The 23,345-nt window shown below is 73.2% G+C and carries 23 protein-coding genes; 8 read left to right on the forward strand and 15 right to left on the reverse strand.

All coding sequences use genetic code 11. From position 1 onward, the window contains the following. Positions 1–255: 255 nt before the first annotated feature. The gene (locus ACFYYN_RS09910; RefSeq protein WP_500545364.1) at positions 256–564 is read right to left on the reverse strand and encodes a hypothetical protein; all 309 of its coding nucleotides are present in this window, start codon (positions 562–564) and stop codon (positions 256–258) included. Between the two features lie 73 nt (positions 565–637). On the opposite strand from ACFYYN_RS09910, the gene ACFYYN_RS09915 reads away from it, so the two are divergent. Next, complete coding sequence (locus tag ACFYYN_RS09915; RefSeq protein ID WP_500545365.1) at positions 638–868, forward strand: hypothetical protein; 231 nt, start codon at positions 638–640, stop codon at positions 866–868. Positions 869–951: 83 nt separating this feature from the next. Here ACFYYN_RS09915 and ACFYYN_RS09920 read toward each other — a convergent pair whose 3' ends face one another. After that, positions 952–3,126, reverse strand: coding sequence for a phosphocholine-specific phospholipase C (locus tag ACFYYN_RS09920; protein WP_500545366.1), 2,175 nt, complete (start codon positions 3,124–3,126; stop codon positions 952–954). 281 nt (positions 3,127–3,407) lie between these two features. Between ACFYYN_RS09920 and ACFYYN_RS09925 the strand changes: the two genes are divergently transcribed. Further along, positions 3,408–3,923, forward strand: a complete 516-nt coding sequence (locus tag ACFYYN_RS09925) for a VOC family protein (RefSeq protein WP_500322154.1) — start codon at positions 3,408–3,410, stop codon at positions 3,921–3,923. Positions 3,924–4,086: 163 nt separating this feature from the next. On the opposite strand, the gene ACFYYN_RS09930 is transcribed toward ACFYYN_RS09925, so the two are convergent. The 3 genes from ACFYYN_RS09930 to ACFYYN_RS09940 all read right to left on the reverse strand — a co-directional run bounded on the left by ACFYYN_RS09930 (position 4,087) and on the right by ACFYYN_RS09940 (position 8,493). Further along, entirely contained in the window at positions 4,087–5,157 is a 1,071-nt protein-coding gene (locus ACFYYN_RS09930; protein WP_500545367.1) for a COG1470 family protein, read from the reverse strand. 71 nt (positions 5,158–5,228) lie between these two features. Beyond that, positions 5,229–7,154 carry a purple acid phosphatase family protein gene (locus tag ACFYYN_RS09935; protein WP_500322151.1) on the reverse strand — a complete coding sequence of 642 codons (1,926 nt, stop codon included), beginning with the start codon at positions 7,152–7,154 and terminating at the stop codon, positions 5,229–5,231. Between the two features lie 130 nt (positions 7,155–7,284). After that, on the reverse strand, positions 7,285–8,493 hold the full coding sequence (locus tag ACFYYN_RS09940; RefSeq protein ID WP_500545368.1) for a HupE/UreJ family protein: 1,209 nt from the start codon (positions 8,491–8,493) through the stop codon (positions 7,285–7,287). 173 nt (positions 8,494–8,666) lie between these two features. Here ACFYYN_RS09940 and ACFYYN_RS09945 point away from each other — a divergent pair, with 173 nt between their 5' ends. From ACFYYN_RS09945 to ACFYYN_RS09970, 6 genes are all read left to right on the forward strand, one after another. Further along, a complete protein-coding gene (locus ACFYYN_RS09945) occupies positions 8,667–9,344 on the forward strand; it encodes a type 1 periplasmic-binding domain-containing protein (RefSeq protein WP_500545369.1) in 678 nt (225 codons plus the stop codon). 7 nt (positions 9,345–9,351) lie between these two features. Next, a complete protein-coding gene (locus ACFYYN_RS09950) occupies positions 9,352–9,858 on the forward strand; it encodes a hypothetical protein (RefSeq protein WP_500545370.1) in 507 nt (168 codons plus the stop codon). Between the two features lie 244 nt (positions 9,859–10,102). Further along, positions 10,103–10,627 carry a toxin-antitoxin system HicB family antitoxin gene (locus ACFYYN_RS09955; RefSeq protein ID WP_500322143.1) on the forward strand — a complete coding sequence of 175 codons (525 nt, stop codon included), beginning with the start codon at positions 10,103–10,105 and terminating at the stop codon, positions 10,625–10,627. Between the two features lie 92 nt (positions 10,628–10,719). After that, positions 10,720–11,562 (forward strand): DUF4097 family beta strand repeat-containing protein, encoded by an 843-nt coding sequence (locus tag ACFYYN_RS09960; RefSeq protein WP_500545371.1) that lies wholly within the window; start codon positions 10,720–10,722, stop codon positions 11,560–11,562. A gap of 75 nt (positions 11,563–11,637) precedes the next feature. Next, the gene (locus ACFYYN_RS09965; protein WP_500545485.1) at positions 11,638–12,627 is read left to right on the forward strand and encodes an ATP-binding cassette domain-containing protein; all 990 of its coding nucleotides are present in this window, start codon (positions 11,638–11,640) and stop codon (positions 12,625–12,627) included. Next, the gene (locus ACFYYN_RS09970) at positions 12,624–13,418 is read left to right on the forward strand and encodes an ABC transporter permease (protein ID WP_500545372.1); all 795 of its coding nucleotides are present in this window, start codon (positions 12,624–12,626) and stop codon (positions 13,416–13,418) included. The genes ACFYYN_RS09965 and ACFYYN_RS09970 overlap by 4 nt, the downstream gene beginning before the upstream one ends. A gap of 72 nt (positions 13,419–13,490) precedes the next feature. On the opposite strand, the gene ACFYYN_RS09975 is transcribed toward ACFYYN_RS09970, so the two are convergent. The 10 genes from ACFYYN_RS09975 to ACFYYN_RS10020 all read right to left on the reverse strand — a co-directional run bounded on the left by ACFYYN_RS09975 (position 13,491) and on the right by ACFYYN_RS10020 (position 23,298). Further along, on the reverse strand, positions 13,491–15,152 hold the full coding sequence (locus ACFYYN_RS09975) for an alkaline phosphatase D family protein (RefSeq protein ID WP_500545374.1): 1,662 nt from the start codon (positions 15,150–15,152) through the stop codon (positions 13,491–13,493). Positions 15,153–15,266: 114 nt separating this feature from the next. Then, positions 15,267–15,938 (reverse strand): HNH endonuclease family protein, encoded by a 672-nt coding sequence (locus ACFYYN_RS09980; RefSeq protein WP_500545375.1) that lies wholly within the window; start codon positions 15,936–15,938, stop codon positions 15,267–15,269. Positions 15,939–16,120: 182 nt separating this feature from the next. Continuing rightward, positions 16,121–16,522: a DUF742 domain-containing protein gene (locus ACFYYN_RS09985; protein ID WP_500545376.1), complete on the reverse strand. Its 402-nt coding sequence runs from the start codon at positions 16,520–16,522 to the stop codon at positions 16,121–16,123. Then, a complete protein-coding gene (locus ACFYYN_RS09990; RefSeq protein ID WP_500322132.1) occupies positions 16,519–16,968 on the reverse strand; it encodes a roadblock/LC7 domain-containing protein in 450 nt (149 codons plus the stop codon). The genes ACFYYN_RS09985 and ACFYYN_RS09990 overlap by 4 nt, the downstream gene beginning before the upstream one ends. Beyond that, the gene (locus tag ACFYYN_RS09995) at positions 16,965–19,295 is read right to left on the reverse strand and encodes a sensor histidine kinase (RefSeq protein ID WP_500545377.1); all 2,331 of its coding nucleotides are present in this window, start codon (positions 19,293–19,295) and stop codon (positions 16,965–16,967) included. Before ACFYYN_RS09995 ends, ACFYYN_RS09990 begins: the two co-directional genes overlap by 4 nt. 248 nt (positions 19,296–19,543) lie before the next feature. Next, positions 19,544–20,302 (reverse strand): Mut7-C RNAse domain-containing protein, encoded by a 759-nt coding sequence (locus ACFYYN_RS10000; RefSeq protein ID WP_500545486.1) that lies wholly within the window; start codon positions 20,300–20,302, stop codon positions 19,544–19,546. A gap of 64 nt (positions 20,303–20,366) precedes the next feature. Continuing rightward, on the reverse strand, positions 20,367–20,573 hold the full coding sequence (locus tag ACFYYN_RS10005) for a hypothetical protein (RefSeq protein ID WP_500545378.1): 207 nt from the start codon (positions 20,571–20,573) through the stop codon (positions 20,367–20,369). Positions 20,574–20,783: 210 nt separating this feature from the next. After that, on the reverse strand, positions 20,784–21,446 hold the full coding sequence (locus tag ACFYYN_RS10010) for an HAD-IA family hydrolase (RefSeq protein ID WP_500545379.1): 663 nt from the start codon (positions 21,444–21,446) through the stop codon (positions 20,784–20,786). A 179-nt stretch (positions 21,447–21,625) separates the two neighbouring features. Next, positions 21,626–22,249 carry a hypothetical protein gene (locus ACFYYN_RS10015; RefSeq protein WP_500545380.1) on the reverse strand — a complete coding sequence of 208 codons (624 nt, stop codon included), beginning with the start codon at positions 22,247–22,249 and terminating at the stop codon, positions 21,626–21,628. Positions 22,250–22,308: 59 nt separating this feature from the next. Continuing rightward, complete coding sequence (locus ACFYYN_RS10020) at positions 22,309–23,298, reverse strand: peptidoglycan-binding domain-containing protein (RefSeq protein ID WP_500545381.1); 990 nt, start codon at positions 23,296–23,298, stop codon at positions 22,309–22,311. Between the last annotated feature and the right edge of the window lie 47 nt (positions 23,299–23,345).

The following is a 23,345-nucleotide window of genomic DNA, read 5'->3' on the forward strand; positions in this document are numbered from 1 at the left end:
CGCCCGGCCGCGTCACACGATCGCCGGGTCCGCCTCCTCGCGCAGCGTCCAGGAGGGGCCGTCCGGGAGGGCCGTACCCGCTTCTCCGGTCCCGCGCAACGGGAGGACGTCCACCGGGGCGTGACGGTGGGGCCGGCCACGGCGTTGTTCCGACCCTTCGGGCCTCGTCAGGATCGCCACCGCCTGCACCGACCCGGACCCGCGGACGTATCCCCTGCCGATCGTCGGCTACCTGATCGTCCCGGCGGCGACCGATCAACGCGGGAAAGGCCTGAACACCGCGGCGGGCATCCCCGGTTCAACGTCCGGCGACGTCGACACCTCGGGCTGCGTCGCCTCGGCCACCGAGGCGCTGGGGAGCGCTCCGCAGCCGCGGGCGTGCGACCGGCTGGGCGTCCCCACGTGCGGGAGCACGACCCCGGGAGGGGGCCAGCAGTCGATCATGACGGTCGTGGAACCGGGCGCGCTGGTGATCTCCATCGAGGGCAGCCCGCGCGTCGTGGTGACGGTGACCGGGGTCACCCGCCCGGAGGTGTGGAGGCGTTCACCCGACGCGTCGAGCACCGGACCCGGCAGTACGGGCCCGCGAAGTCGCCGGCCTGTCCTGGGGCCGTCCAGCCGACGCACCGGCATCCCCGTGAGCAGCCTGACCTGGGCACCCGAGGTCGTGGACGCCGGCAACGTCCGGGGCGTCACGGCGGGCCCCCCGGTCCTCCCCGGCGACGACGGCGGGCCGGGGCGGGCCCGGACCCCGGCCACCGGGGCCGGCCCCGGTGGCGCCGACGTGGGGGCCCGGCTGGACCTCGACGCGCCGACGGGCACGCGGCCCGGCACCTACATGGCGGTCCTGACGCTCACCGTCATCTGACCGCGGCCGGGACGCCGGGCACGGACGCGGCCGGGGACGGGCGACGGCGGTGGCCCGTCCCCGGCCGGTCAGGTCAGGTCAGGTCAGCCGGTGACGCTGGCCCGGCCGGTCTCCAGGTGCCCGGTGAAGCGCTGCGACCAGGTGCGGTCGCAGTCGGCCGTGACGGTGACGTCGTACCAGCCGTCGCTGACCTCCAGCGGGTTGACCGTCCACGCCTCCTTGCCGTGCGGGGCGACCCGCACCTTCGTGGGGGCGCCCTGGATGTAGTGGTTGTGCGTGACGGTGAACGTCACCGGCTTGCGGCCGTCGTTGCGCAGCCACAGCTTGAGCTTCGGGTGGGCGGTCGCCCTGCCGTCGTGGTAGCGGGCCTCGACGACGAGGTCCTTGCCGGCGCCGGCGGTGTCGCCGGTGAAGCGGCGCTGGAACCGGTTGGGGCCCGTGACCGTCAGGTCGTACACGGTGTCGCCGGCGGTGGAGCCGACGGGGCCGGTGCCGGTGACCCGCGCGCCCGCGGAGACGGTGTACTGGCCGGGGAACGCGGCCGGGTACGCGGCCAGCGAGGGGAACCCGCCGAGGTTGTTGTGGACGGAGAAGTGGCTCGCCTTGGTGGCGAAGGGGGCCTCGTTGCCGAACTCCAGCTGGACCGCGCCGTCGGCGAAGCCGGTCAGGTTGGCGCTGGGCTGGTACGGCAGCGGGCGGGCCCGCTTGGTGCCCTTCTCCTGCGTGGGCATCTCGTTGTCGCCGGGCAGCGGGGTGTACCGGGTCTCGGGGACGAGCGGGCCGGTGTCGGGCAGGTGGGGCAGCCCGTAGACGGGGGAGGCGAAGTCGAGGGCGCCGGTGAGGTCGCCGCACACCTCGCGCCGCCAGTCGCTGATGTTGGGGCAGATGGCGGGCGTGCCAAGGGCGGTGGTCCACTTCTCCAGGAACTGGATGACCGAGGTGTGGTCGGAGACCTCCGAGGTCACCCAGCCGCCGCGGGTCCAGGGCGAGATGAGCAGCAGCGGCACGCGGAAGCCGAGGCCGACCGGGAGGGGCTCGGTGACGCCGTACTGGCCCATGGTGCCGGAGACGAACTCGTCGGCCTCGCCGGGGGCGGGGACGGGCGGCGGGACGTGGTCGAACTGACCGTCGTTCTCGTCGTAGTTGACGATCACCAGCGTCGAGTCGAAGACGTCCGGGTCGGCGTGGAGGGCCTCCAGGACGCCGCGCAGGAAGTACCCGCCGTTGCTGGGCGCGGTGACCGGGTGCTCGGAGAAGAACTGGTTGTTGACGACCCAGCTGACCTGCGGCAGCGTGCCGCCCAGCACGTCCGCGCGGATCGCGGCGTTGATGTTGTCGGCGTTGCCCGCGAGGCCGGTGACCGGCTCGGGGACGTCCTTGACGCCGTTGTCGTAGTAGACGTTGCCGGGGGCGGCCTGACCTCCCTGGGTGGCGTCGAGCCTGGCGAAGGTGCCGAAGTACTCCAGCCCGTTGTCGCCGTAGTCGTCGGCGCACTGGTAGACGCGCCAGCTGACGCCGGCCTCCTGGAGCGTCTCGGCGTAGGACTCCCAGGGCAGGAACCTGCCGCGCTCGTCGCCGCCGTCGTTGGCGGTGAAGTCGCCGTGCTTCTTGTCGGCGTTGATGGTGCCGCCCCACAGGTAGGTGCGGTTCGGGCCGGTCGCGCTGAGCACGGAGCAGTGGTAGGCGTCGCCGACGGTGTAGGTGTCGGCGAGGGCGTAGTGGAAGGGCAGGTCCTTGCGGTCCAGGTAGCCGAGGGTGGTGGGACCGCCCTTGGCGTAGTACCAGCCGTTCATGAGGCCGCCGTACCAGGCGCCGTGCTGGTCGGTCCAGCCGTGGCTGGTGCCGCCGTAGTTGGCGGCGCCGAGCTCGGCGCTCGGCGGGGTCGGGCCGCTCCAGGACTTCGCGCCGCTCAGCCGCCACGGGTACTGGGTCTCGGCGCCCTCCGTCGGCGTCTTGGGCTGCTGCCACACGGAGCCGCCGCCGGGCAGCTGGATCGTCGCGCGGTCGCCGAAGCCGCGTACGCCCCTGAGGGCACCGAAGTAGTGGTCGAAACTGCGGTTCTCCTGCATGATCACGACGACGTGCTTGATGTCGCGGATGTCGCCGTGCGCGTGGCCGTGGCCGTGGCCACGCGGGGCGGGCCCGGCCTGGGCGGGGGTCGCGGCGGCGCTCACGCCGGGCAGCGTGGCGCCGATGGCGGCCGCGCCGGCGACGGTCGCGGCGGTGCCGAGGAAGTCTCTCCGGGACACTGAGGACATGGCTCAAAACCTCCGGTTGGGAGATACAACTACCTGGAGACCTTGATCCCGCGTCCTTGCCCACAGGTGTCGGGAACCGGGCGCGGACATGGACGGGCCGAGGCGCCCGCCCCCCTGCCGCTCGGCCTGCCGGAAGCCGGGCCCCCTTCCCGAATCCTTGACGTGTCAAATAAATGCCTCTATGTTTGCTTGACACGTCAAGCGATGATGGGAGCAGGGCGGGCCCCGTACCGTCGCCCCGGGGCCCGTCCGCGCCGCCCCCACGATGAGGAGTCACGACCATGGCACAGCCGCACGGCGAGGAGCTGCAGGCGATCCTGGAGCGCCAGGCGGAACTGAGGGACCGTTATCTCCTCCCGGCCGAGGAACGCCCGGCACCCACCACCCAGGGGGTCCACCACGCCGCGTTCATCGCCCGGGACGTCGAGGAGACCATCCTCTTCTACCGGGACGTGCTGGGGCTTCCGCTGGTGGACCTGATCGAGAACCGCGACTACCGCGGATCGACCCACTTCTTCTTCGACATGGGCGGCGAGAACATGCTCGCCTTCTTCGACTTCCCGGGCCACCCCCACCCCGACTACGCGGAGACGGTGGGCGGCGGCCACCACGTCGCCCTCGCGGTCACGCAGGAGGCCTACGACATGGTCAAGGCCCGCCTCGACGAGCGGGGCCTGCCGTACGCGTCCTTCCCCACCGAGGTCGCGGACAGCATGTTCCTGGCCGACCCCAACGGGCTCAGGATCGAGCTCATCACGGAGCGGAAGGGCTACGCGCTCGGGGAGTACATCCTCTGACGCGGCGGGCCCCTCCCGCACGGGTGCCGGGCGTCGACCGAACGGGCGGAAGACCACCCGGCGGCCGTCGGCCCGGCTCCGGCGCGTCTTCGGGCCCTGGCGGCGGGGCGGGAGGCCTCATGGCCCCGGGGCCCCGCCGTCCGCGCGGACTGACGGCCCGGGGTCAGCCCTTCTGGGTCTCCTTGTCGCGGAGCGCCTTCTCCACGGCGTCCCGGACGCGGGTGTCCTCGCGCTGCTTGCGCCGCGTGCGGCCGCGGCGGGTGAGGACGATCGCGGCGGCGACCGCCGCGGCGAGGAGGACGATCAGCAGGACCAGCACCCACGGCACGGCCCAGCCGTGGGCGGTGGCCTCGACCGGGTCCAACGGGGTGATCGAGCCCGACGCGTCGGTGAGCATCGGGGTGAGGGTGGCGGTCGCGGTGAGGCGGACGGCGGGTGCGACGCCGTGGACGGGCACCTTCACCTTCCAGCTCTCGCCGGGGAGCAGCTCCGGCGGCGCGGGGATGTCGCCGGCCTTCGCCCGCAGCCATCCGAACGGGCCGGCCACCGAGACGGACTGGCGGGCCGACAGCATCGCGTTGCCGGTGTTGTGGATCGTGTACGTGACGGTGGCGTCGCCCGAGGCGAAGGGGCCGGCCGGGCCGTCGTAGTCGACGTGGAGGTCCTCGACGGCGAGCTTCGGCTTGAGCTCCCCGCTGACCCGCAGCTTGACCCGGATGCCCAGGCGCCGGTCCACGTTGATGCCCTGGGCCTCGTCGGACTGCTTGAGCGAGGTCAGGATGCCGCCCACGTAGTCACCGGGGGTGGCGTTGTCCGGGACGGTGACGGTGAAGGGGATCTCGGCGGTCTTGCCGGGCTTGATCTCGACGCTGTCGCGGTCGGCGTGGACCCAGGCGCCGATCCCGACGGACTTCTTGTCCTTGGTGAGCAGGTCGAGCTGCCCGGTGTCGGTGGTGTAGCCGTCGGCGGCGTAGAGCGCGAGCCGCAGCGCGGAGGTGCTGCGGTTCGCCACGACCATGGCGTCCTTGACCTGTCCGCCGGGGTTCGCGGTGTAGCTGTAGCTGGACCGGTCGTTGCCGAACCCGTTCGCGGCCGTCCTGACCGTCCAGGTGACGTCGCCGTCGGCCGCACGGGCGGGGCCGGCGTGGAGGCCCACGAGGGCGAGGGCCGCGAGCAGGACCAGGACGGCGGTGCGGGCGAGGGGCGTCGTGCGGCGCGGTGCGGACGGGTGCATGTCGGGGTTCTCCTGGAGCGGGAGGCGGGGCAGGCACCGACGGTGCCTGCCCCGCCGTCAAACGGGTACGGTCAGCTGCTCAGCGCAGTGATCGTGAGGGTGGCGCGGTAGCCGCCCTTCTCGACGCTGTCCGGGATCTTCAGATCCAGGTCGGCGCCGAGCTTGGCGGAACCCCGCGGGTGGCCCTGCTCGGCGGAGCCGAGGCCACGCGAGACGGACAGGCCCTGGCCGTGGTCGTCGTAACCGGACGCCACCGGGTCACCGGCCGCGGCACCGGCGCCGCCGTCCAGGACGTACGGCGTCCAGCCGAGGTAGGAGCCGGAGAACGTCTTGTCGGCGTCCTTGAAGTCGCCCACGTTGGCCGAGATCGACCACGGGGCGAGCGAACGGCGGCTGTCGGAGACGAGGATCGGGTTGATCTTGCCGCCCGCGACGAAGTGGTCGCCGTTCTGCTCCTTGGCGGTACCGAGGTCCACCAGGCCGTTGTAGCCGTCGATCGTCCAGCCGAACTCACCCGGAGCCGGGTTGGGGACGTTGACCTGCAGGTCCTGCTTGTCCCCGTGGTACGGGTGCACCGTGACGTCGTCGACGTGCGAACCGACCGGCTGGTCGGCGCCGTTGGCGGCGCTGCGGACGTTCTCGACGACGAGCTTGTCGTTGCGCACCTGGACCTTGACGTAGGTGCGGACGTGCTCCTGGTTCTGGACCGAGTTGTACCAGTAGTTGTCCGGGTTCAGCGGGTCGGCGCCGTTGCCCGCGCCGCTGGTGCCGCTGCTGTCCGGCTTGGTGATGTCGTAGTACTTCGAGCCCGAGGCGGAGTTGGCCGTCACGTAGAGGACGCCGCCGGGACCCGGGTACACGTCGGAGGCACCAGGCTGCTCGGCCGGGTTCTCCTTCTCACCGTTCTTGATCAGGTAGCTGCGGGAGTAGCTGTGGTCGTGGCCCTGCAGGACCAGGTCCACGCCGAGCTTGGAGAACGTGGTCGGGAAGTCCTGACGACGCTGCTTGTTGTCGCCGTCCTTGGCGTGCGAGGCCGGCGAGTAGATCGCGTGGTGGTAGACGAGGACCTTCCACTTGGCCTCGTTGCCGTGCTTGTTGATGACGTCGGTCACGTAGTTGACGTGCGCCGCGTCACCGCCGCCGTTGGCGGAGTTGTAGCTGTTGCTGTTCAGGTCGATGAACAGCACGTCCTTGTAGATGTACCAGTAGTCACCGCCCGACTTGGTGCCCGCGGGGTTCCCGTTGTCGTAGTACGGGGCCGAGCGGTCGGTGTTCGGGGTGGTGAAGTGCTGCTCGTAGGCCTTGCCGCCGACGTCGTGGTTGCCGATGGTGGCGGCCCACGGGTACTGGCGCAGCCCGTCGGGGGCGAGGAAGGAGTTCCACTGGGACTCGGTGTTGGCCGTCTCGACCTGGTCACCGCCCGACACCAGGATCTCGGCGTTCGGGTTGGCCCGCAGCGAGACGTCGACCGTGTCCTGCCAGCCGGCCTGGTCGGCGGCCAGGTTGCCGGACGCGCCGATCTGCGGGTCGCCGTAGAACAGGAAGTCGTACTCGCCCTCGAAGTCCTGCGTCTTGAAGGAGTACGTGGAGGACCAGTTGCCCTCGCTGCCGACGCGGTAGGAGTACTGGGTGTTCTCCTTCAGGCCGGTGATCGTCGCGTGGCGGTTGTAGCCGCCGCTGGAGGCGATGTTCGCCGCGCCGATGGCGTCGAAGGTGGCGGCGCCGGCCGGGAACTGGCCGTCGGCCACCTGCGCGGTCGGGGCGAGCTGGATCTGCTGCGCCGTGTCGGCGGAGGAGTACCAGGTCACGGTGCGCTGGGCCTCGTTGGCGCCGACACCGAGGACGATGCCGCTGAGGGTGGCGGTGTCGGCGGCGGACGCCGAGGTGACCAGCCCGTTGCCAAGGGCAACCGTCAGGCCGAGGAACGCCGCGGTGGCCCCGGTGGCCACACGGCGCCGCGCGGACCCGGAGGTCCGCGAGGAGTTGCTCGATCTCATTTTTGTCTTTTCCTTCTGTGCACGAATCGTGTGCATCGAGTGGAGACCCCCACGCTCACCTCGTCAGGTAAAGCGAACATAAATGCGAGCCCCGAGATAGTTGAACTTCACACGTGTCCTGGACGTAGTCTCAGAATCCGGACACTCGTTGCACGAACCACACCAGCCCCATGACGGACACCCCCGCGGAAATCGCGCCCGTGGTCCAGAGCCCGGCCCGCGCCGACCGGCGGCGCAGCACGAGCAGCAGCGGGAAGACGACGGCGATGACGGCCAGCTGGACGGCCTCGATGCCGACGTTGAACACCAGCAGGGACCACAGCAGGGTCCACGACCACGCCTCGTCGATCCCCAGCGCGCCCGCGAAGCCGAGGCCGTGCACCAGGCCGAAGCAGAACACCACGCCGAGGCGGGTCCATCCGGCCCGGTCCAGGCTGAAATGCCCCTGCCCGGCGGCCTCGAGGTCGGTCGCGTGGTCACCGCGCCGCCAGATCCGCCACAGGTACCAGCCGGCGACCACGGCGATCGACAGCGCGATGACGGGCTCGACGATGCGCGCGGGCACGTCGACCACGCCCAGCGCGGCGAGCATGAACGTCACCGAGTGCGCCAGGGTGAAGCTGGTGGCCGCCAGCACGATCTCGCGCGGCCGCCGCGATCCGGCGATCAGGGCGAGCAGGAACAGGATGTGGTCGATCCCGGTCAGCAGGTGCTCGGCGCCGAGGCGGAAGAACTCCCAGAACCGCTCGTACCAGGACTGGCCGATGGAGAAGGACGGGTGCTCGGCGTCGAGCGCGGCACTGCCGGAACTGCCGTCGACCGCGTACGTGACGATCGTCTTGGTGCCCTTGACGTAGCCCTCGGAATCGGGGAACAGCCCGCTGCGCACCTCGCGGTCCTCGCCCTGCGGGCAGTTCCAGTCCAGGCGGAGGGTGGCGTACGGCACGCCCTCCCGGCGGCCCATCGTGAAGCCTCCCGCCTGGGCGGGGGTGCAGGCCTTGCCGTCGGAACTCACCGTGAAACGCCCGGTGGCGTACGCGACGGCCGACTTCGCGTGCGCCTCCAGCGCCGCGGCCTGGGCGGTGGCGTCGCCGGCGTCGAACGCGGCGGTCCCTTCGCGGAAGAGGGTGTCGTCGTGCTGGTAGTCGGCGGCGGACACGACGAAGAGGTCGTACTCGAGCTGCAGCGTGGTCCGTATGCGGCCTCCGTCGGCCGGGGCGACGTCCACGTACACGGTCGAGGTGAAGCCGTGCGCGAGCGCGGACTGCTGCCCGAGGCCCAGGAAGGCGATCACCGCCGCGGTGATCCCGACGAGGGTGCGGCGGACGCGATGTGACATGTGGCTCCTTCAGGTTGCCACTGCACCGTGCACGTCACGGGTGAACCGGAACCGGCCGGTCGGCGAATCGTGCGAAAACAAGTTCGACAACGGCGCCCCCCGGATGGAGACGACGGGAACGGGATTGCAGGATGGGGGCGGCACCACCTGTCACCACCCGGAGGTCGATCGCCTTGCGCCCCCCGCTTCGCGCCGCTGCCACCCTGGCCGCGGCCGCCGCGCTGCTCACCGGATGCGGCTCCGGCGACGACTGGTCACACCCGCACCCCAGCCCCAGCGCCGTCGGCACCCCGGGCCCCGGGTTCGTCGACCGCGCCGCCCCGCCCGCCCCCGAGGCCACGGCCACCCCGCGCCCCGGCTCCTGGTCCGGGGTCCACCCCTCGGAGGGCTACCGCGTCGTCCTGCTGACCGCGGGCGACGACCGCCCCGCCAAGGCGCTGGCGACCGCGGTCAAGGAGTGGGCCCAGGCCGAGCACGTCGACCTCAGGACGGTCGTCACCGACCACCCCGCCGACCTCCTGTCCGACGTCACCCGGGCCCTCGACATGCATCCGGACCTCATCGTCAGCGCCGGCAACGACCTGATCGACCCCCTCGCCACGGTCACCCCGAACCACCTCTCCCAGCAGTTCCTCGTGGTGGGCGCGGAGTTGGCCGAGCCCACCGCCAACGTCACCGCCGTCGACTGGTCCGGCGCGTCGTTCCGCGGCGAGGGTCTGGGCATGTCCTCGACGTACGACCCCGCCACCTTCACCCCCGCCCGCTGCGCCGCGGCCGTCCGCGCCGGCGTCGCGGCCGTCCTGGGCGGTGTGACCGGGATCGTCCTCTGGCTCGACGAGCACGAGGGATAGCGCCCCGGTGCCCATCCCCTGGCGATCCGCCGACGAGGCCCTGGCCCGGATCCTGCGCCGCCACGGCGCCGCGCCCGGCGCGGTCCACGACGTCGACGCGGCCTGGCAGTCGTTCGCCGAGTTCCTCGCCATCGAGGTCGAGGGCGTCGAGGAGGCCGACGGCGACGGCTTCATCGCCGAATGGGGCCGGTGGGACTGGAACGACGACCTGCCCGCGCTCTCGTTCGGGCGGCTGCTCGCAGTCCACGACACCGGCGGCAACCGCGACGACCCCCACCGGCAACCCGAGTACTGGAAGGTGGAGCTGCAGCTCTGCTTCGCCGAGGATCCGGCGTGGGCCGAACTGGACGACCTGGGCCTCCAGGACACCGGATTCGACCACCACGCCATCGGCGCGCCCAGGACCGCCGCGCTCGCGGAGACGCTCCGCCTGATCCGGTCTTACCCGCCGTTGGCCGCCATGTGGCGGGCCACGCCTGTGCGCAGCACCGTCACTCTGGAGCGCGCGGGCTGATCGCGGGACCGGCGTACCGGCGGCGTCAGCTCTTGGCGCCACCTGGCACCACCTGGCGGCACCATCTGGCACCACGTGACACCATCCGGCGCCATCCATGGCGCATCGCGCCCATGTGACGCCATCATGGCTCAGGCCACCGCCATCACGTTTCACCAGGTCAGGTCGGCTACACCACAGGGTGGGCACCATGTGGCGCCCTTCAGGCTTGCACATGGCGCCATAGTGGTGCCACTATGACGTCATGGACCTCACCCCGTATGTCGACACCCTCCGCCGTGAACTCGCGGTGGCCGCCGAAGCCGGCGGAGAGGATGCCCGCGAGCTGGCCGAGCGGCTCACCGCTCCGCTGGAGTCGGCGACCCGCCTGACCATGCTCAACGTGCTCTCCGCCGCGATGGACGAGATCACCCGCGAACTCGCCCCCGGCTCGGTCGACGTACGGCTGCGCGGGCTGGACCCCGACTTCGTGGTGACGCTGCCGCCCACCGGCGGCGGCCCCGCGGACCGGGTGGACGCGCCCGTCGAACCGCTCAAGGCCCCGGCCCCCGCGCCGGCCGAGGGCGACGAGGGAGGCACCGCACGCGTCAACCTGCGCCTGCCGGCGCACCTCAAGGCCCGCGCCGAGGAGGCCGCCAACCGCGAGGGCCTGTCGGTCAACGCGTGGCTGGTACGGGCCGTGTCGGCCGCGGTCGACGGCGGCCCGCAGCAGCGTACGACGGAGAAGACCCGCACCATCGGACAGAGCTTCACGGGCTGGGTGCGCTAGCCGGGCCCGCCCGCACCCGCACCCGCTCCACGTCACCCACACCACGTCCCACCAGCGGGGACGACCCCAAGACCCAAGAGGACGGGACAGCCATGCCTTCTTTCGACACCCCCGAACCGATCTCCGTCACCGCCCACGTCGGCGCCGGTTCCATCCGGTTCGCCGCGGGCGACCGCCCCGACACCGTCGTCGAGGTGCTGCCCCGCGACCCGAAGCGGGACAAGGACGTCCGGGCGGCCGGCCAGACCGAGGTCACCTACGCGAACGGCGCCCTGACCGTCAGGACCAAGGAGCGCTACCTCATCGGGCCCAGCGGCGCCGTCGACGTGACGGTCGAACTGCCCACGGGCTCGCGCGTCAACGTGACCGGCTCCTGGACCCAGGTGCTCGGCGAGGGCCGGCTCGGCGAGGTCCGGGTGAAGACCTCGTCCAACGACGTCCGCTTCGACACGACCGGCCCGCTGCAGCTGACCGCCTCCCACGGCTCGATCACCGTCGACCGGATCGAGGGCACGGCCGAGATCACCACCAGTTCCGGCAGCCTGCGCGTCGGCACCCTCGACGGTCCCGCCGTCCTGAAGAACTCGCACGGCACCACGACCGTCGGCGCCGCGCTCGGCGAACTGCGGGTGCGCGGAGCCCACGGCAACGTCGACGTCGAGCGTGCCGAGAGCTCGGTCACGGCCACCGTCGCCCACGGCAACCTGCGCGTCGCCGAGGTCGCCCGCGGCACCGTCCAGCTGGAGACCTCCTACGGCGCCATCGAGGTCGGCGTCCGCGAGGGCACCGCCGCCTGGCTCGACGTCAGCTCCGAGCGCGGGCAGGTCCGCAACACGCTCACCGCGTCCGGGACCCCGGAGGCGACCGAGGACACCGTCGAGGTCCACGCCCGGACCCGCTGGGGCAACATCGACATCCGCCGCACCCGGGTCTGAGCACCACGACCCCGACCCTCGCCGACCCCCACCCACTTCAGCCTTCGAATGGAGGGCCCCGTGCCTTCATCTGTCATGCCCACGCCCAGGCAAGGTGACCGTCACGCCTCACCCGCCGCCATCTCCGCCATCGGTCTGCGCAAGTCCTACGGCGACAAGACCGTGCTCGACGGCATCGACCTGCGCATCCCGGCCGGATCCGTGTTCGCGTTGCTGGGTCCGAACGGGGCGGGGAAGACCACCGCGGTGAAGATCCTGTCCACGCTCATCGCCGCCGACGGCGGGCAGGCCCAGGTCGCCGGCCACGACCTGGCCGGCGATCCGCAGGCGGTGCGTGCCGCGATCGGGGTCACCGGGCAGTTCTCCGCCGTCGACGGGCTGATCACCGGCGAGGAGAACATGCTGCTGATGGCGGACCTGCACCACCTGTCCAAGGCCGAGGGACGGCGGGTGGCCGCCGCGCTGCTGGAACGCTTCGACCTCACCGAGGCCGCCGGCAAGCCCGCCGCCACCTACTCCGGCGGCATGAGACGCCGCCTGGACATCGCCATGACCCTGGTCGGCGACCCCCGCATCATCTTCCTGGACGAACCCACCACCGGCCTGGACCCCCGCTCCCGCCACACCATGTGGCAGATCATCCGCGAACTCGTCACCGGCGGCGTCACCGTCTTCCTCACCACCCAGTACCTGGAGGAGGCCGACGAACTCGCCGACCGGATCGCCGTCCTCCACAACGGCACCATCGCCGCCGAAGGCACCCCCGACGAACTCAAACGCCTCATCCCCGGCGGCCACATCCGGCTGCGCTTCACCGACCCCACCGCCTACCACCACGCCGCCACCGCCCTGCCCGGCGCGGCCCGCGACGACGACGCCCTGACCCTGCAACTGCCCAGCGACGGCAGCCAACGCGACCTGCGCACCCTCCTGGACCGGCTCGACGCCGCCGCCGTCCACGCCGACGAGCTGACCGTCCACACCCCCGACCTCGACGACGTCTTCTTCGCCCTCACCGGCGACACCGCCACCGTCCCCCACCAGCCCACGGAGGCCCTGCGATGAGCACCCCGACCCACGCCCTGCGCGACTGCTCCACCATGCTGCGCCGCAACCTCCTGCACGCCCGCCGCTACCCCTCCCTGACCCTCAACCTCCTCCTCACCCCGATCATGCTGCTCCTGCTGTTCGTCTACGTCTTCGGCGACACCATGAGCGCCGGCATCGCGGGCGGCACCCCCGACCGCTCCGCCTACATCGCCTACCTCGTCCCCGGCCTGCTCCTGATGACCATCGGCAGCACCACCATCGGCACCGCCGTCTCGGTCTCCAACGACATGACCGAAGGCATCATCGCCCGCTTCCGCACCATGGCCATCCACCGCGGCTCCGTGATCGTCGGACACGTCATCGGCAGCGTCCTGCAATCCGTCCTCAGCGTCGTCCTCGTCGCCGCCGTCGCCGTCGCCATCGGCTTCCGCTCCACCCACGCCACGCCCCTGGAATGGCTCGCCGCCCTGGCCCTGCTCGTCGGCTTCGCCACCGCACTGACCTGGATCGCCGTCGGCATGGGCCTGGTCAGCCCCAATGCCGAGGCCGCCAGCAACAACGCCACCCCCCTGATCCTGCTCCCCCTGCTGTCCAGCGCCTTCGTGCCCCTGCACTCCATGCCCGGCTGGTTCCGGCCCATCGCCCAGTACCAGCCCTTCACCCCCGCCATCGAGACCCTCCGCGGCCTCCTCCTGGGCACCGGCATCGGCGACAACGCGTGGATCGCCGCCGCCTGGTGCGCCGGCCTCACCGTCCTCGGCTACCGCTGGTCCACCGCGAGGTTCAACAGCACCAGCACCTTCTGATCCGGTGCACGCAGCACGACGGAGGGCCCCGCGCGCCGCGCGGGGCCCTCCGCTCGGGTTACGCGTCCCTGCTCAGTCCGTCGTGAGGTGGGTGTCCATCACCGTCACCAACTCCGCACGCCGTGCCGTCCCCTTGGGGGCCCGGGTCTGGTCCAGCCGGAGCGCGGCGGCGCGGCCGCGCAGGGACAGGGTCATGAGCTGGTTGCCGAACCAGGGGCCGCCCGTCTTGCGCCAGCGCAGCGACGGGGTGCCGGCGCGGCCGTGACGGGCGAGGGCGCGGCCGATGAGCCGGGCAGGGCCCGTCCAGGCGAAGCGGAAGGCGAGGCGCATGAAGCCGGGGATCGTGTTGTGGACCGGCGAACAGGTCAGTTGCAGCAGACGGGAGCGCAGCGGCGTGCCGGGGCGGTGGGCCTCGGCGGTGTAGGCGTGGTGGACGTCGCCGGACAGGACGCAGATCGTGGCGGGGGCCTCGGGGGCGTCGGCGGCGTCGGTGAGGAGCCCGGCGAGGGCGTCGAAGGAATCGGGGAAGGCCGACCAGTGTTCGAGGTCGCCGGCCTGGCGCAGGCGTTCGCCGCGGTGCGTCCAGCGGTGGCCGCGGCTGCCGCCGCAGAGGGCGGAGCTCCACGCCTCCGCGTCGTGGACGGCGTGCGGGAGGAGCCAGGGCAGGGAGGTGCCGATGAGCAGGTGGTCGAAGCTGCCGTCGGGGCGGGCGTTCTGGCGCAGCCAGTCGAGTTCCGCCGGGTCGAGCATGGCGCGGTCGTGCTCGTCCAGGACGCGGGCGGCGCGTGAGTCGACCATGAGCAGGCGGGTGCGTCCGAGGTCGCGGCGGTAACTCCAGCGGGTGTGCGCCGGGTCTGCCTCCACGCGTGCGGCGAAGGCGCGCAGGGTCTCCGTGCCGTCCTCGGCGGCGCGCACCGCGGCGAGGAGCTTGTCGGCGGCGAGTTCGGCGGGGGTGAGGTTGCCGAGGTGCTGGTGGACCCAGTACGAGGTGAGGCCGCTGGTGACGCGCTCGTGCCACCAGGCCGTCTCCCGCATGGTGTTGCGCCACGTGTGGGAGGTGTTCCAGTCGTCTATGACGTCGTGGTCGTCGAAGATCATGCAGCTGGGCACCGTGGACAGCAGCCAGCGGATGTCCGGGTCGAGCCAGGACTCGTAGTAGAGGTGGGTGTATTCCTCGTAGTCGGCGACCTGGTCCCAGGGCGGCTCGTCCAGGTCGCGGCGCCGGGCGAGCCAGCGGCGGGTGGCCGCGGAGGTCTCGTCGGCGTAGATCTGGTCGCCGAGCAGCAGCAGGAGGTCGGGGCGGGGCGCGTCGCCGGAGCCGATGTGGTGGGCGAGGGTGTCCAGCGCGTCGGGGCCGATGGGGTCGGGCTCGTCCGGGGGCGGCGCGGCCCAGCGGCAGGAGCCGAAGGCGACGCGCAGCGGCTGTCCGTCGTCCCCGCCGTCCCCGCCGTGCCCGGCGGTGTGGATGGTGCTGGGCGGGTACGGGGAGCCGGGCAGCGGCCAGACCTGCTGCCCGTCGAGGAGGACGCGGTAGGGCGTGGAGGTGCCGGGGCGCAGCCCCGTCACGGTGACGATCGCGTAGTGGTGGCCCGCGATCTGCCAGGTGCGCTCGCTGCCGGTGGCCCCGTCCTCGCAGGCGACGGTCGCCGTGGCGGGGCGGTCCGCCTCGACCCACACGGTGGCCGTGTCCTCGTCCACGTATCTCAGCAGCGGGCCCAGGCGCAGTTCTGCCATGGCGGTCGGCCTTCCCTCCGTCGTCGTGAGTTGTGGACGTCGGAGGGAAGGCGTGAGTTCCCGGCCGCCGCCCGGGCCGCGGTCCCGGCGGCCGGGCGGGGCCGGGACGCGCCGTCAGCAGCCGCTGAGGACGGTGCTGAGCTTGCTCTTCTCGGCGGAGTCGACCGCCAGGTTGTAGTAGTACTTCACCTGGACCCAGGCGCGCACGTAGGTGCAGGCGTACGCGGTGCGGGACGGCATCCACGTGGCCGGGTCCTGGTCGCCCTTGGCCTGGTTCACGTTGTCGGTGACGGCGATGAGCTGCGGGCGGGTGAGGTCGTTGGCGAAGGCCTGCCGCTGGGAGGTGGTCCAGGCGGAGGCGCCGGAGTCCCAGGCCTCGGCGAGGGGCACGAGGTGGTCGATGTCGAGGTCGGACGCGGCGGTCCAGGTGGCGCCGTCGTAGACGGAGTACCAGCTGCCGCTGGTGGCGGCGCAGGAGGAGTCGGTGACCACGCCGCTGCCGTCGCGCTTGAGCACCGTCTCACGGGTGTTGCAGGCGCCGCTGATGGTGATCCAGTGGGGGAACAGGTCGCGGTTGTATCCGGTGCGGTTCTCGGTGGCGACCCTGAGCGAGGCCAGGTAGGTACGGGCGGTGGCGGCGCTGACGGGGGTGGGGAGCGCCGCCTGGGCGGTGGGGCCGTTCAGGGTCGCGAAGCCGGCGAACAGGCTGGTGAGCGCCACGAGGAGACCCAGGCGTCGACGCGCGTAGACACTGCGCCGCGCGAGAGCACTGCGTATCCGGGACATAGGGAACTCCCTTGGGTGTGGGGGTGTTTGGCCGCTGGAACCGTCGGCCATCCTTCTGCTGGGACGTTTCTGCCGGACGAGCGGCAGGTAACAGGTTGGCGACATGGACACGTCATGTCTAGGGGTCGGACCGCACCGGATCCGCCCCTCCTCCCCCGCGGGCCGGCGCGGGGGACCCGCCCTCACAGGGCGCGCAGCCCGCGGATCACCTCGCGCAGCAGATCCGCGTCGGGCCGCCCGGCCGCGGCCGGCGGCGGGTCCACCCGGGCGAGCCCGGCGTCGACCAGGTCACCGAGCACGACCCGCACCACGGTGACCGGGAGGTCGGCGTCGGCCGCCAGTTCCACCAGGGGCAGCGGCCCCTGACGGCGCAGCAGCTCCAGCAGGGAGGCGCGCGCGTGGTCGACCAGCCCCTGCGCCCGCGGGCCCGTGGGCTCGTCCAGGGCCCGGACGCGGTCCATCAGCGTGAAGGAGCGCTCCGTGTCGGGGCGGGTACGGCCCCCGGTCACGGTGTACGGACGGACGATCGGGCCGGACTCCTCGTCGTACCAGCGGTCCTCGCCGCCCTCGGCGCGCCGGGTCACTCCTCGCCCGGATCGTCCGCCGCGCGGGCGGGAGTGGCCAGGTGCCGTCCGGTGCGCTTGACGAGCAGGCCCATCTCGTAGGCCAGTTGCCCGACGTCCGCGCCCGAGGCGCACAGGACCGCCAGGCAACTGCCCTCGCCGGCCGGGGTGACGAACAGGTAGGCGTCGTCCAGCATCACCATGACCTGGCGGACCCCGCCCACCGCGAACGACCGGCCGGCCGACTTGGCCAGGCCGTTGAAACCGGAGCACACCGCGGCCAGATGGTCGACGTCCTTGCCGGTCAGCCCCTTGGACGAGGCCGTCGCCAGCCCGTCCCCGGACAGCAGCACGGCCTGGCGCACGTGATCCGTGCGGTCCACCAGGTCGTCCAGCAGCCAGTCCAGGCCCTCGGCGGCCCCGGCGTCCTCGGGATGTGCCGTGCCGGACGGCTCGGCGTCAGTCATGTCCCTGCCCCTCCTTCTCCCGCACCGTCGCGTCCCCGGTTCAGCCCTCGCTGGAAGGCCCCGAAGATCGCCCCCATCTGCTCCGGCGACAGGCCGGCGCCGGTGACCTCGCGTCCGGCCCCCGGATCGTCCGCCCCGGCGCGCAACTGCGGGGCCAGGTTCGCCTGGCGCACCCGTGTGGGCAGCGCCGGCGCCGCGCCGGTCCCGGGAGCCGTCGGCACGGCCGGGGCCGGCCCGGGCACCGCCCGCGTGGCCGGCTCACGCCTGCGCCGCGGCAGCGGGCCGGACGGCTCCGCCACGGCCCCGTCGCCCGGCGCGCTCCCCGCGATCACCGCCCGGGCCCCGGCGGCGGTCGCCACGGGCTCCGGCCCGGACTCCGTACCCGGCCCGGCGGTGACGGGCGCCAGCACCGGCCCCGGCAGGAAGACCACCGCCGTGGTGCCGCCGAACGGGGAGCGGGTGAGCGTCACTTCGACGCCGTGCCGGTGGGCGAGGCGGCCGACGACGTACAGGCCGAGCCGTTCGCTGCGCGCCGGGTCGAAGTCCTCCGCGTGCCGGAGCGTGGCGTTGGCCTGTTCGAGCTCGTCGGCGTCCATGCCGAGGCCGCGGTCGTCGATCTCCAGGGCGAAGCCGTGCGCGGCCTCGCCGACCCGCATGGTCACCTGGGTGCGCGGCGGGGAGAACACCGTGGCGTTCTCGACCAGTTCGGCGATGAGGTGGATCAGGTCGACCACGGCCTCGCCGACCACGCCGACCTCCGGCATGGGCGGCACCACCACGCGCGCGTACTCCTCGACCTCCCCGACCGCCGCGCCGACGACGTCGACGATCGGCACCGGCTTGCGCCAGACGCGTCCCGGCGCGGCCCCGGAGAGGATGATCAGGCCCTCGGCGTGGCGGCGCATGCGGGTGGTGAGGTGGTCGATGCGGAACAGCTCGGCGAGCGCGTCGGGGTCGGAGGTGCGCCGTTCGAGGGTGTCGACGAGCTTCAGCTGGCGGTGCACCAGCGCCTGGTTGCGGCGGGCGATGTTGAGGAACAGCGCCGACATCGCGCGCCGCAGGTCGGCCTGCCGGACGGCGGCCTCGACCGCGGCCCGGCGCGCCGCGTTCAGCGCGCGGCCGACCTGCCCGATCTCGTCCGGGCCCGCGCTGTCGGAGCCGTCGTCCTCCGGCCGCCCGAAGGCGAGCGGCGGCGCCTCGGCGGCCACGTCGACCTGCTCGCCCGCGCCCAGCCGCCGGGTCACCTCGGGGAGCTGGCGCACCGCCAGGGTGTCGGCGGCGTCCCGCAGTTCCTCCAGCCGCCGGGTGATCCGGCGCCCGGTGCGGACGGAGAACCAGAGGGACAGTCCCACGCCGAGCAGTCCCGCGCCGCCCGCGGCACCCGCGTACAGCAGCTCCCGCCGGGCGAAGTCCCGGCCGCGGGCGGCGGCGTTCTTCGCCGCGTCGGTGCACAGCAGCATGTACCTGCGGACGGCGTCGTCCATGGTCCGCCGCCACGACGCGCTCACCAGCACCTTGCCGGTGCCGGTCGCGCCGGCCCGGAGCAGGGCGTCCTCGCCCTCGACCAGGGACCGGTAGAGCGGCCCGCGCTCGAACTCCCGGAAGAGGGCGCGCGAGTCGGCGGGAAGGGCCGGTACGTAGGTGCGCTGGAAGACCCGGCGGTCCTCGATCGTGGCGGCCAGCCGGCGGAACCGGTCGGTGGTGAAGCCGCCCGCGACCCGTCCTCCGGTCACCAGCGCGTCCTCGTGGGAGACGAACTCGCGCACCCGGACGAGCCCGGCGACGTTCTGCGCCTCGCGGGCCAGCTGCCCGTTCTGCAGGGCGGTCAGACCGGTCTGCACCTCGAAGGTGGGCAGGACGACGTCGGTGTAGCGGTCCACGGCGCGCGCCCAGTCGATCCGCCCGGCGATGACGTCGCGGCGCAGCGCGGGCAGCCGGTCCACGGCGGCGAGCGCCCGGGTGAGCACCCGGCTCTGGCCGGCGCTGAGGTCACCGCGCTCGCCCCGGTCGCCGATCGCCGCGCGCATCGCGGCGATCACCTCGTCGGTGTGCCGCTGCTGCCCGGTGAGGTCGGCCAGCGCGCTCCGGCTGCTCCCGGAGGCCAGGTACGCGGCGGACAGCCGCCGTTCGACCTGGATCTGGCCGACGGCGGTGTCGACCGGGGTCCCGTAGTGGACGTAGACGGCCTGCAGCCGGATGAGGTCGCGCAGTTCGCCCGTCACCGAGACCACGGCGAAGGTCCACAGTGAGACGAGGACGACGACGGGGATCAGCACCAGGGCGAGGATCCGGGTGCGGATCGTGCGGCTGCCGGGACGGCGACGCATGCACTCTCCAGGCTGCTCGGACGGTGGACAGCCGGATCCCGCCGCGCGGGACACGCTACGCGCCCGTACGACTACGCTCCGCTCGGCGGAACCGGTTGCGCAGTACCGTAGCGACGACCCTTACCGGTGAGTAGCCGGTGGGACGAATCGTGAAGCGCAAGCGCTGTGCCATGGCTCACAGTTGCCGCGGCTTGTGGGCCTTTGGGGCACTTGTCCCCACCGCGGGACGCCGGAGCCGCCCGCGACCCTCAGGAACCCCCGGCCCCCGACGGCACGGCGGAGCCGCCGCCGAACTCGCCCACCGCGTCCCGGACGATCGCGTCCAGCCGGGCGTGGTGGGCGCCGCGCCAGTACGGGCGCTCACAGACGACGCACTGCGCGAACACGTCGTAGCTGCGCCGGGTGCCGTGCTCCAGCTTCTCCCACACGGTGTCCTTGTCGGCCTCCCGCAGCGGCCCGTTGCACGCCGTGCAGCGCGTCCAGGGCGCCAGGACGGGGGCGAACCGGCCGAGCACGTCGCGCAGTTGCTCGTCGGGCTGGTCGCTGTAGACGTAGGCGCCCGCCCACAGTTCCCGGCGGCGCAGCAAGCCGCGGTCCCGCGAGAGCATCACCCGCCGTTCGGCGGCCGACCGGGCGGCCAGGGCGGGGTCGCCGATGTCCTCGCTCTCGTACGCGGCGTCGACCCCCAGCAGCCGCAACCGCCGGGCGAGCGTGCCCAGGTGCACGTCGAGCAGGAAGCGCAGCGGCGCCCCCGGCACGGACTGCGGCCGGGTGACGGGCTCGACCTCGACGTGCACGCCGGCGACCGGGACGTACGAGACGGGGACCTCGCGGCCGTCCGCCAGCAGCCGGCCGACCTCGGTGAGCGGGACGCCGAGCGACTCCACGACGTGTCCCAGCGTGGACACCCCGTCGGTGACGACGGTGGTCCGCCCCTCCCGTCGTGGCGCCGCGGCGAAGAGCCGCAGCGCGGAGGCGAAGCTGATGCCGATCTCGGGTCCGTTCACACCGCTCACCCGGCCAGGATGTCACCTCGGCGGCACGGGGCACACGGGGATTTCCCCGGGCGGGTCACACCGCGCCGTGCTCGACGGGGCTCCGGGCGCGGTCCGGCACCGCCTGCCAGGTGCCCACCTCGCGGCCGTCCTCACCGAGCCCCTCGCGCAGGGTGCGGGCCATGTCCGCCATCCAGCGGAACTCGCCCGTGGCCGGGAAGCGTTCACCCGCGGCCTGCGGCGAGGCCATCGCGCGGATGTGGACGTCCACGAGGTCGCGCACGTCCAGACGGCGCCGGGCAGCACGGGGGTCCGTTACGGGTGCGGCCTGCTGCGGGTGCGGGTTGTATGCGCCTGCGGCGGGCGGGGGGACGCCCGCCGCAGGCGCATACAACCCGCACACAACCACCGGGCAGCCCGGCGCAGCCGCCCGCAGGCGCAACGCACCCGCACACGACCACCGGCCCGCAAGCGGCACCCCGGGTCGGAGGCGCTAGCCGATACAGAGCAGGAACGTCCCGTCGGCGGCGGCCTCGACGCGGACCTGGGCGAGCGTGTCGACGTGGACCGTGGGCTCGTGGGCCGCGGCGCGGGGGCCGACACCGACCACCCGCATACCGGCGGCCTTCGCGGCCGCGATGCCGACCTCGGAGTCCTCGAAGACCACGCAGTCCTCGGGGCCGAAGCCCAGCTCGGCGGCGCCCTTGAGGAAGCCCTCCGGGTCCGGCTTGCTGGCGCTGACGCGCTCCGCGGTGACCATGACGGCGGGCATCGGGAGGCGGGCGGCGTCCATGCGGGCCCGGGCGAGGGCCTCGTCCGCGGAGGTCACCAGCGCGTGCGGGCGGCCCTGCAGGGCGGCCATGAAGGCCGGGGCGCCCTCGACCGGGACGACGCCGTCGACGTCGGCGGTCTCCTCGGCGAGCATGCGGGCGTTGTCGGCGTGGTTCTCCGCCATCGGGCGGTCCGGGAGCAGCACCGCCATCGTGGCGTAGCCCTGGCGGCCGTGGACAACCTTCATCACGGCGTCGCCGTCGAGCCCGTGGGTGGCGGCCCACCGGCGCCAGCAGCGTTCGACCACGGCGTCGGAGTTGACCAGCGTGCCGTCCATGTCCAGCAGCAGGGCGCGGGCGGGGACGACGGTGGACGGCGACAGCATGGAACTCCCTCGGACGGACAAATCAAGTGGCCCGCCCGCCGGTCAGGGGAAACGGGCGGAGCCACTTTGTTCCTACACGATACAAAACCGTGCGGCGGTTCCGCCAGGGGGGTGCCCGAACGCGGCCGCCGCCGGGGCCGGCCCCGCCTCACGGCCCCGCCTCACGGGCCCCGCGGACCTCAGGACGCGTCGCCCGCCCCGTCCACGTACTGCAGCAGTCCGTAGGTGAAGCCGGCGGTCCGGCGGCCGGCCCCGGGCGGGGCCTGGGGGTCGGTGAACTCCAGCCGCCAGCGGGTCGGGGCGTCGCCCTCCAGGGGCCGTGCGGGCGGGAACGCCCGGGCCACCTCGTCGACGGTGCAGGACCACGGCGCGAGGTCGTCGAGGCCCGACAACTGCGGCCCCTGCTCCCCCGGGGCGCGGACCAGCCACTCGTTCCAGACCGCCCCGCCGCCCGGGGCGCACAGCACCTCGAACCGCAGGGTGGGCCACAGCGGGACCGGCCACAGCAGCGCCGGGCAGGTCAGGTCGCCCACCTTCCGCCGGAGCACCGCCTCGGGCGGCCCGAGCACCGCGCGGTAGCGGCGCTCGCCGCGCGGGAAGCCCTTGGCGTGTCCCCAGGCCTGCCAGCGGCGGTTCGCCTCCCGCATCTCGGTACGGCTCGCCCCGAGCCTGCGCAGCGCCTCCTCCACCAGTTCGGGCCGGTGGTCGGCCATGCGCCGCAGCAGGACGAGCTGGAAGCCCCTGGGGCCGAAGTCGTCGATCGCCACGCCCCCATCCTGCCGGAGCGCCCCGGGGCCGGACATGGCGGCGCCCGCCGCGGGACCTGGTCCCGGGGCGGGCGCTCACGGACGACGGAGGCCGGTCAGCCCCAGCCGTTCCCGTTCCCGTTGCCGCCCGAGTCCGGGTCCGGTGTCGCGCCGGTCTTCGCCTCCAGGGCCGCCCGGGTGTTGGGCCCGTAGACGCCCTGCGGATCGCCCTTGACCCCGTAGAAGAACTGGAAGCGGGCCACGGCGTCGCCGACCTTCCGGTCGAACTCGCCGTTCGCGGGGCCGTAGTAGAGCCGCACCGCCTTGAGACGGTTCTGGAGGTCCACGACGGCGGGTCCGCTGTCACCGCGCTGCAGCGTCGCGGGCGCGGGCGGCGGCGCTGCGGAGCTGGGCGCCTGGGAGACCTGGCCGCTGGCGGACGCCGTCGGCTGCGACGTGGCGGCGCTGGGCGTCGGGGCACCGGTCGTGGCCGACGCCGAGGCCGAGGCGCTCGCGGACGCGAGCGTGGAGGGGGTGGCACTGGGCGAGGCCGAGCGCGAGGCGGAGGCCGAGGGCCGCGCGGAGGACGGCAGTTCGACCGCCGGTTCGGAGGCGCCCTGGTCGGGGGCCGCCTCCGTACGGTCCGGCAGGCCGGTCAGCTGGGCGGTGAGGAAGACCGCGCCGACGGCGAGGCCGACCGCCCCGATGCCCGCGCCGGCGACGAGCGCACCGCGGCGGCGGCGATGGGCCCCGGCACGGCGCCTGCTCACGGCACGGGACGGGTAGGGCACCAGTTCACGGGACGCGGCGGCCACCGGCACCGGCAGCCGGTCCGAGGAGACCGTGCCGAGGTCGATGACGTCGGTGTCCTCCTCCGGCCCCGCGGCCCCCGCGGCCTCCTCCGGTGGCACCGGCGCCATGGGCGCGGTCGGCGGGTCCGCGTCCTGCGGTGGGAAGGCCTTGGCGGCCCCCGCCGCCACGGCGGCCGGGACGGCCTCCTCCGCGTCCGCGTACTCCTCCGGTCCCGGCACGTACGGCCGTACCCGGAGGGACTCGTACTCGTGCTCCTCCTGCGAAGCCGGTGATGCCGGCTTGTCAGACGCCACCGGCGCCCCCTCCCCATCCCCTGACAGTCGCAGTGATTATGCAGACC

It is taken from the genome of Streptomyces sp. NPDC001902, from assembly GCF_042891295.1.
Classification (GTDB): Bacteria; Actinomycetota; Actinomycetes; order Streptomycetales; family Streptomycetaceae; genus Actinacidiphila.

Bases quoted from the DNA above. Each gene is read 5' to 3' on its own strand.
- ACFYYN_RS09920 (WP_500545366.1), bottom strand. From the start codon at position 3,126: ATGTCCTCAGTGTCCCGGAGAGACTTCCTCGGCACCGCCGCGACCGTC.
- ACFYYN_RS09925 (WP_500322154.1), top strand. From the start codon at position 3,408: ATGGCACAGCCGCACGGCGAGGAGCTGCAGGCGATCCTGGAGCGCCAG.
- ACFYYN_RS09930 (WP_500545367.1), bottom strand. From the start codon at position 5,157: ATGCACCCGTCCGCACCGCGCCGCACGACGCCCCTCGCCCGCACCGCC.
- ACFYYN_RS09935 (WP_500322151.1), bottom strand. From the start codon at position 7,154: ATGAGATCGAGCAACTCCTCGCGGACCTCCGGGTCCGCGCGGCGCCGT.
- ACFYYN_RS09940 (WP_500545368.1), bottom strand. From the start codon at position 8,493: ATGTCACATCGCGTCCGCCGCACCCTCGTCGGGATCACCGCGGCGGTG.
- ACFYYN_RS09955 (WP_500322143.1), top strand. From the start codon at position 10,103: ATGGACCTCACCCCGTATGTCGACACCCTCCGCCGTGAACTCGCGGTG.
- ACFYYN_RS09960 (WP_500545371.1), top strand. From the start codon at position 10,720: ATGCCTTCTTTCGACACCCCCGAACCGATCTCCGTCACCGCCCACGTC.
- ACFYYN_RS09965 (WP_500545485.1), top strand. From the start codon at position 11,638: ATGCCCACGCCCAGGCAAGGTGACCGTCACGCCTCACCCGCCGCCATC.
- ACFYYN_RS09970 (WP_500545372.1), top strand. From the start codon at position 12,624: ATGAGCACCCCGACCCACGCCCTGCGCGACTGCTCCACCATGCTGCGC.
- ACFYYN_RS09975 (WP_500545374.1), bottom strand. From the start codon at position 15,152: ATGGCAGAACTGCGCCTGGGCCCGCTGCTGAGATACGTGGACGAGGAC.
- ACFYYN_RS09980 (WP_500545375.1), bottom strand. From the start codon at position 15,938: ATGTCCCGGATACGCAGTGCTCTCGCGCGGCGCAGTGTCTACGCGCGT.
- ACFYYN_RS09990 (WP_500322132.1), bottom strand. From the start codon at position 16,968: ATGACTGACGCCGAGCCGTCCGGCACGGCACATCCCGAGGACGCCGGG.
- ACFYYN_RS09995 (WP_500545377.1), bottom strand. From the start codon at position 19,295: ATGCGTCGCCGTCCCGGCAGCCGCACGATCCGCACCCGGATCCTCGCC.
- ACFYYN_RS10010 (WP_500545379.1), bottom strand. From the start codon at position 21,446: ATGCTGTCGCCGTCCACCGTCGTCCCCGCCCGCGCCCTGCTGCTGGAC.
- ACFYYN_RS10015 (WP_500545380.1), bottom strand. From the start codon at position 22,249: ATGTCCGGCCCCGGGGCGCTCCGGCAGGATGGGGGCGTGGCGATCGAC.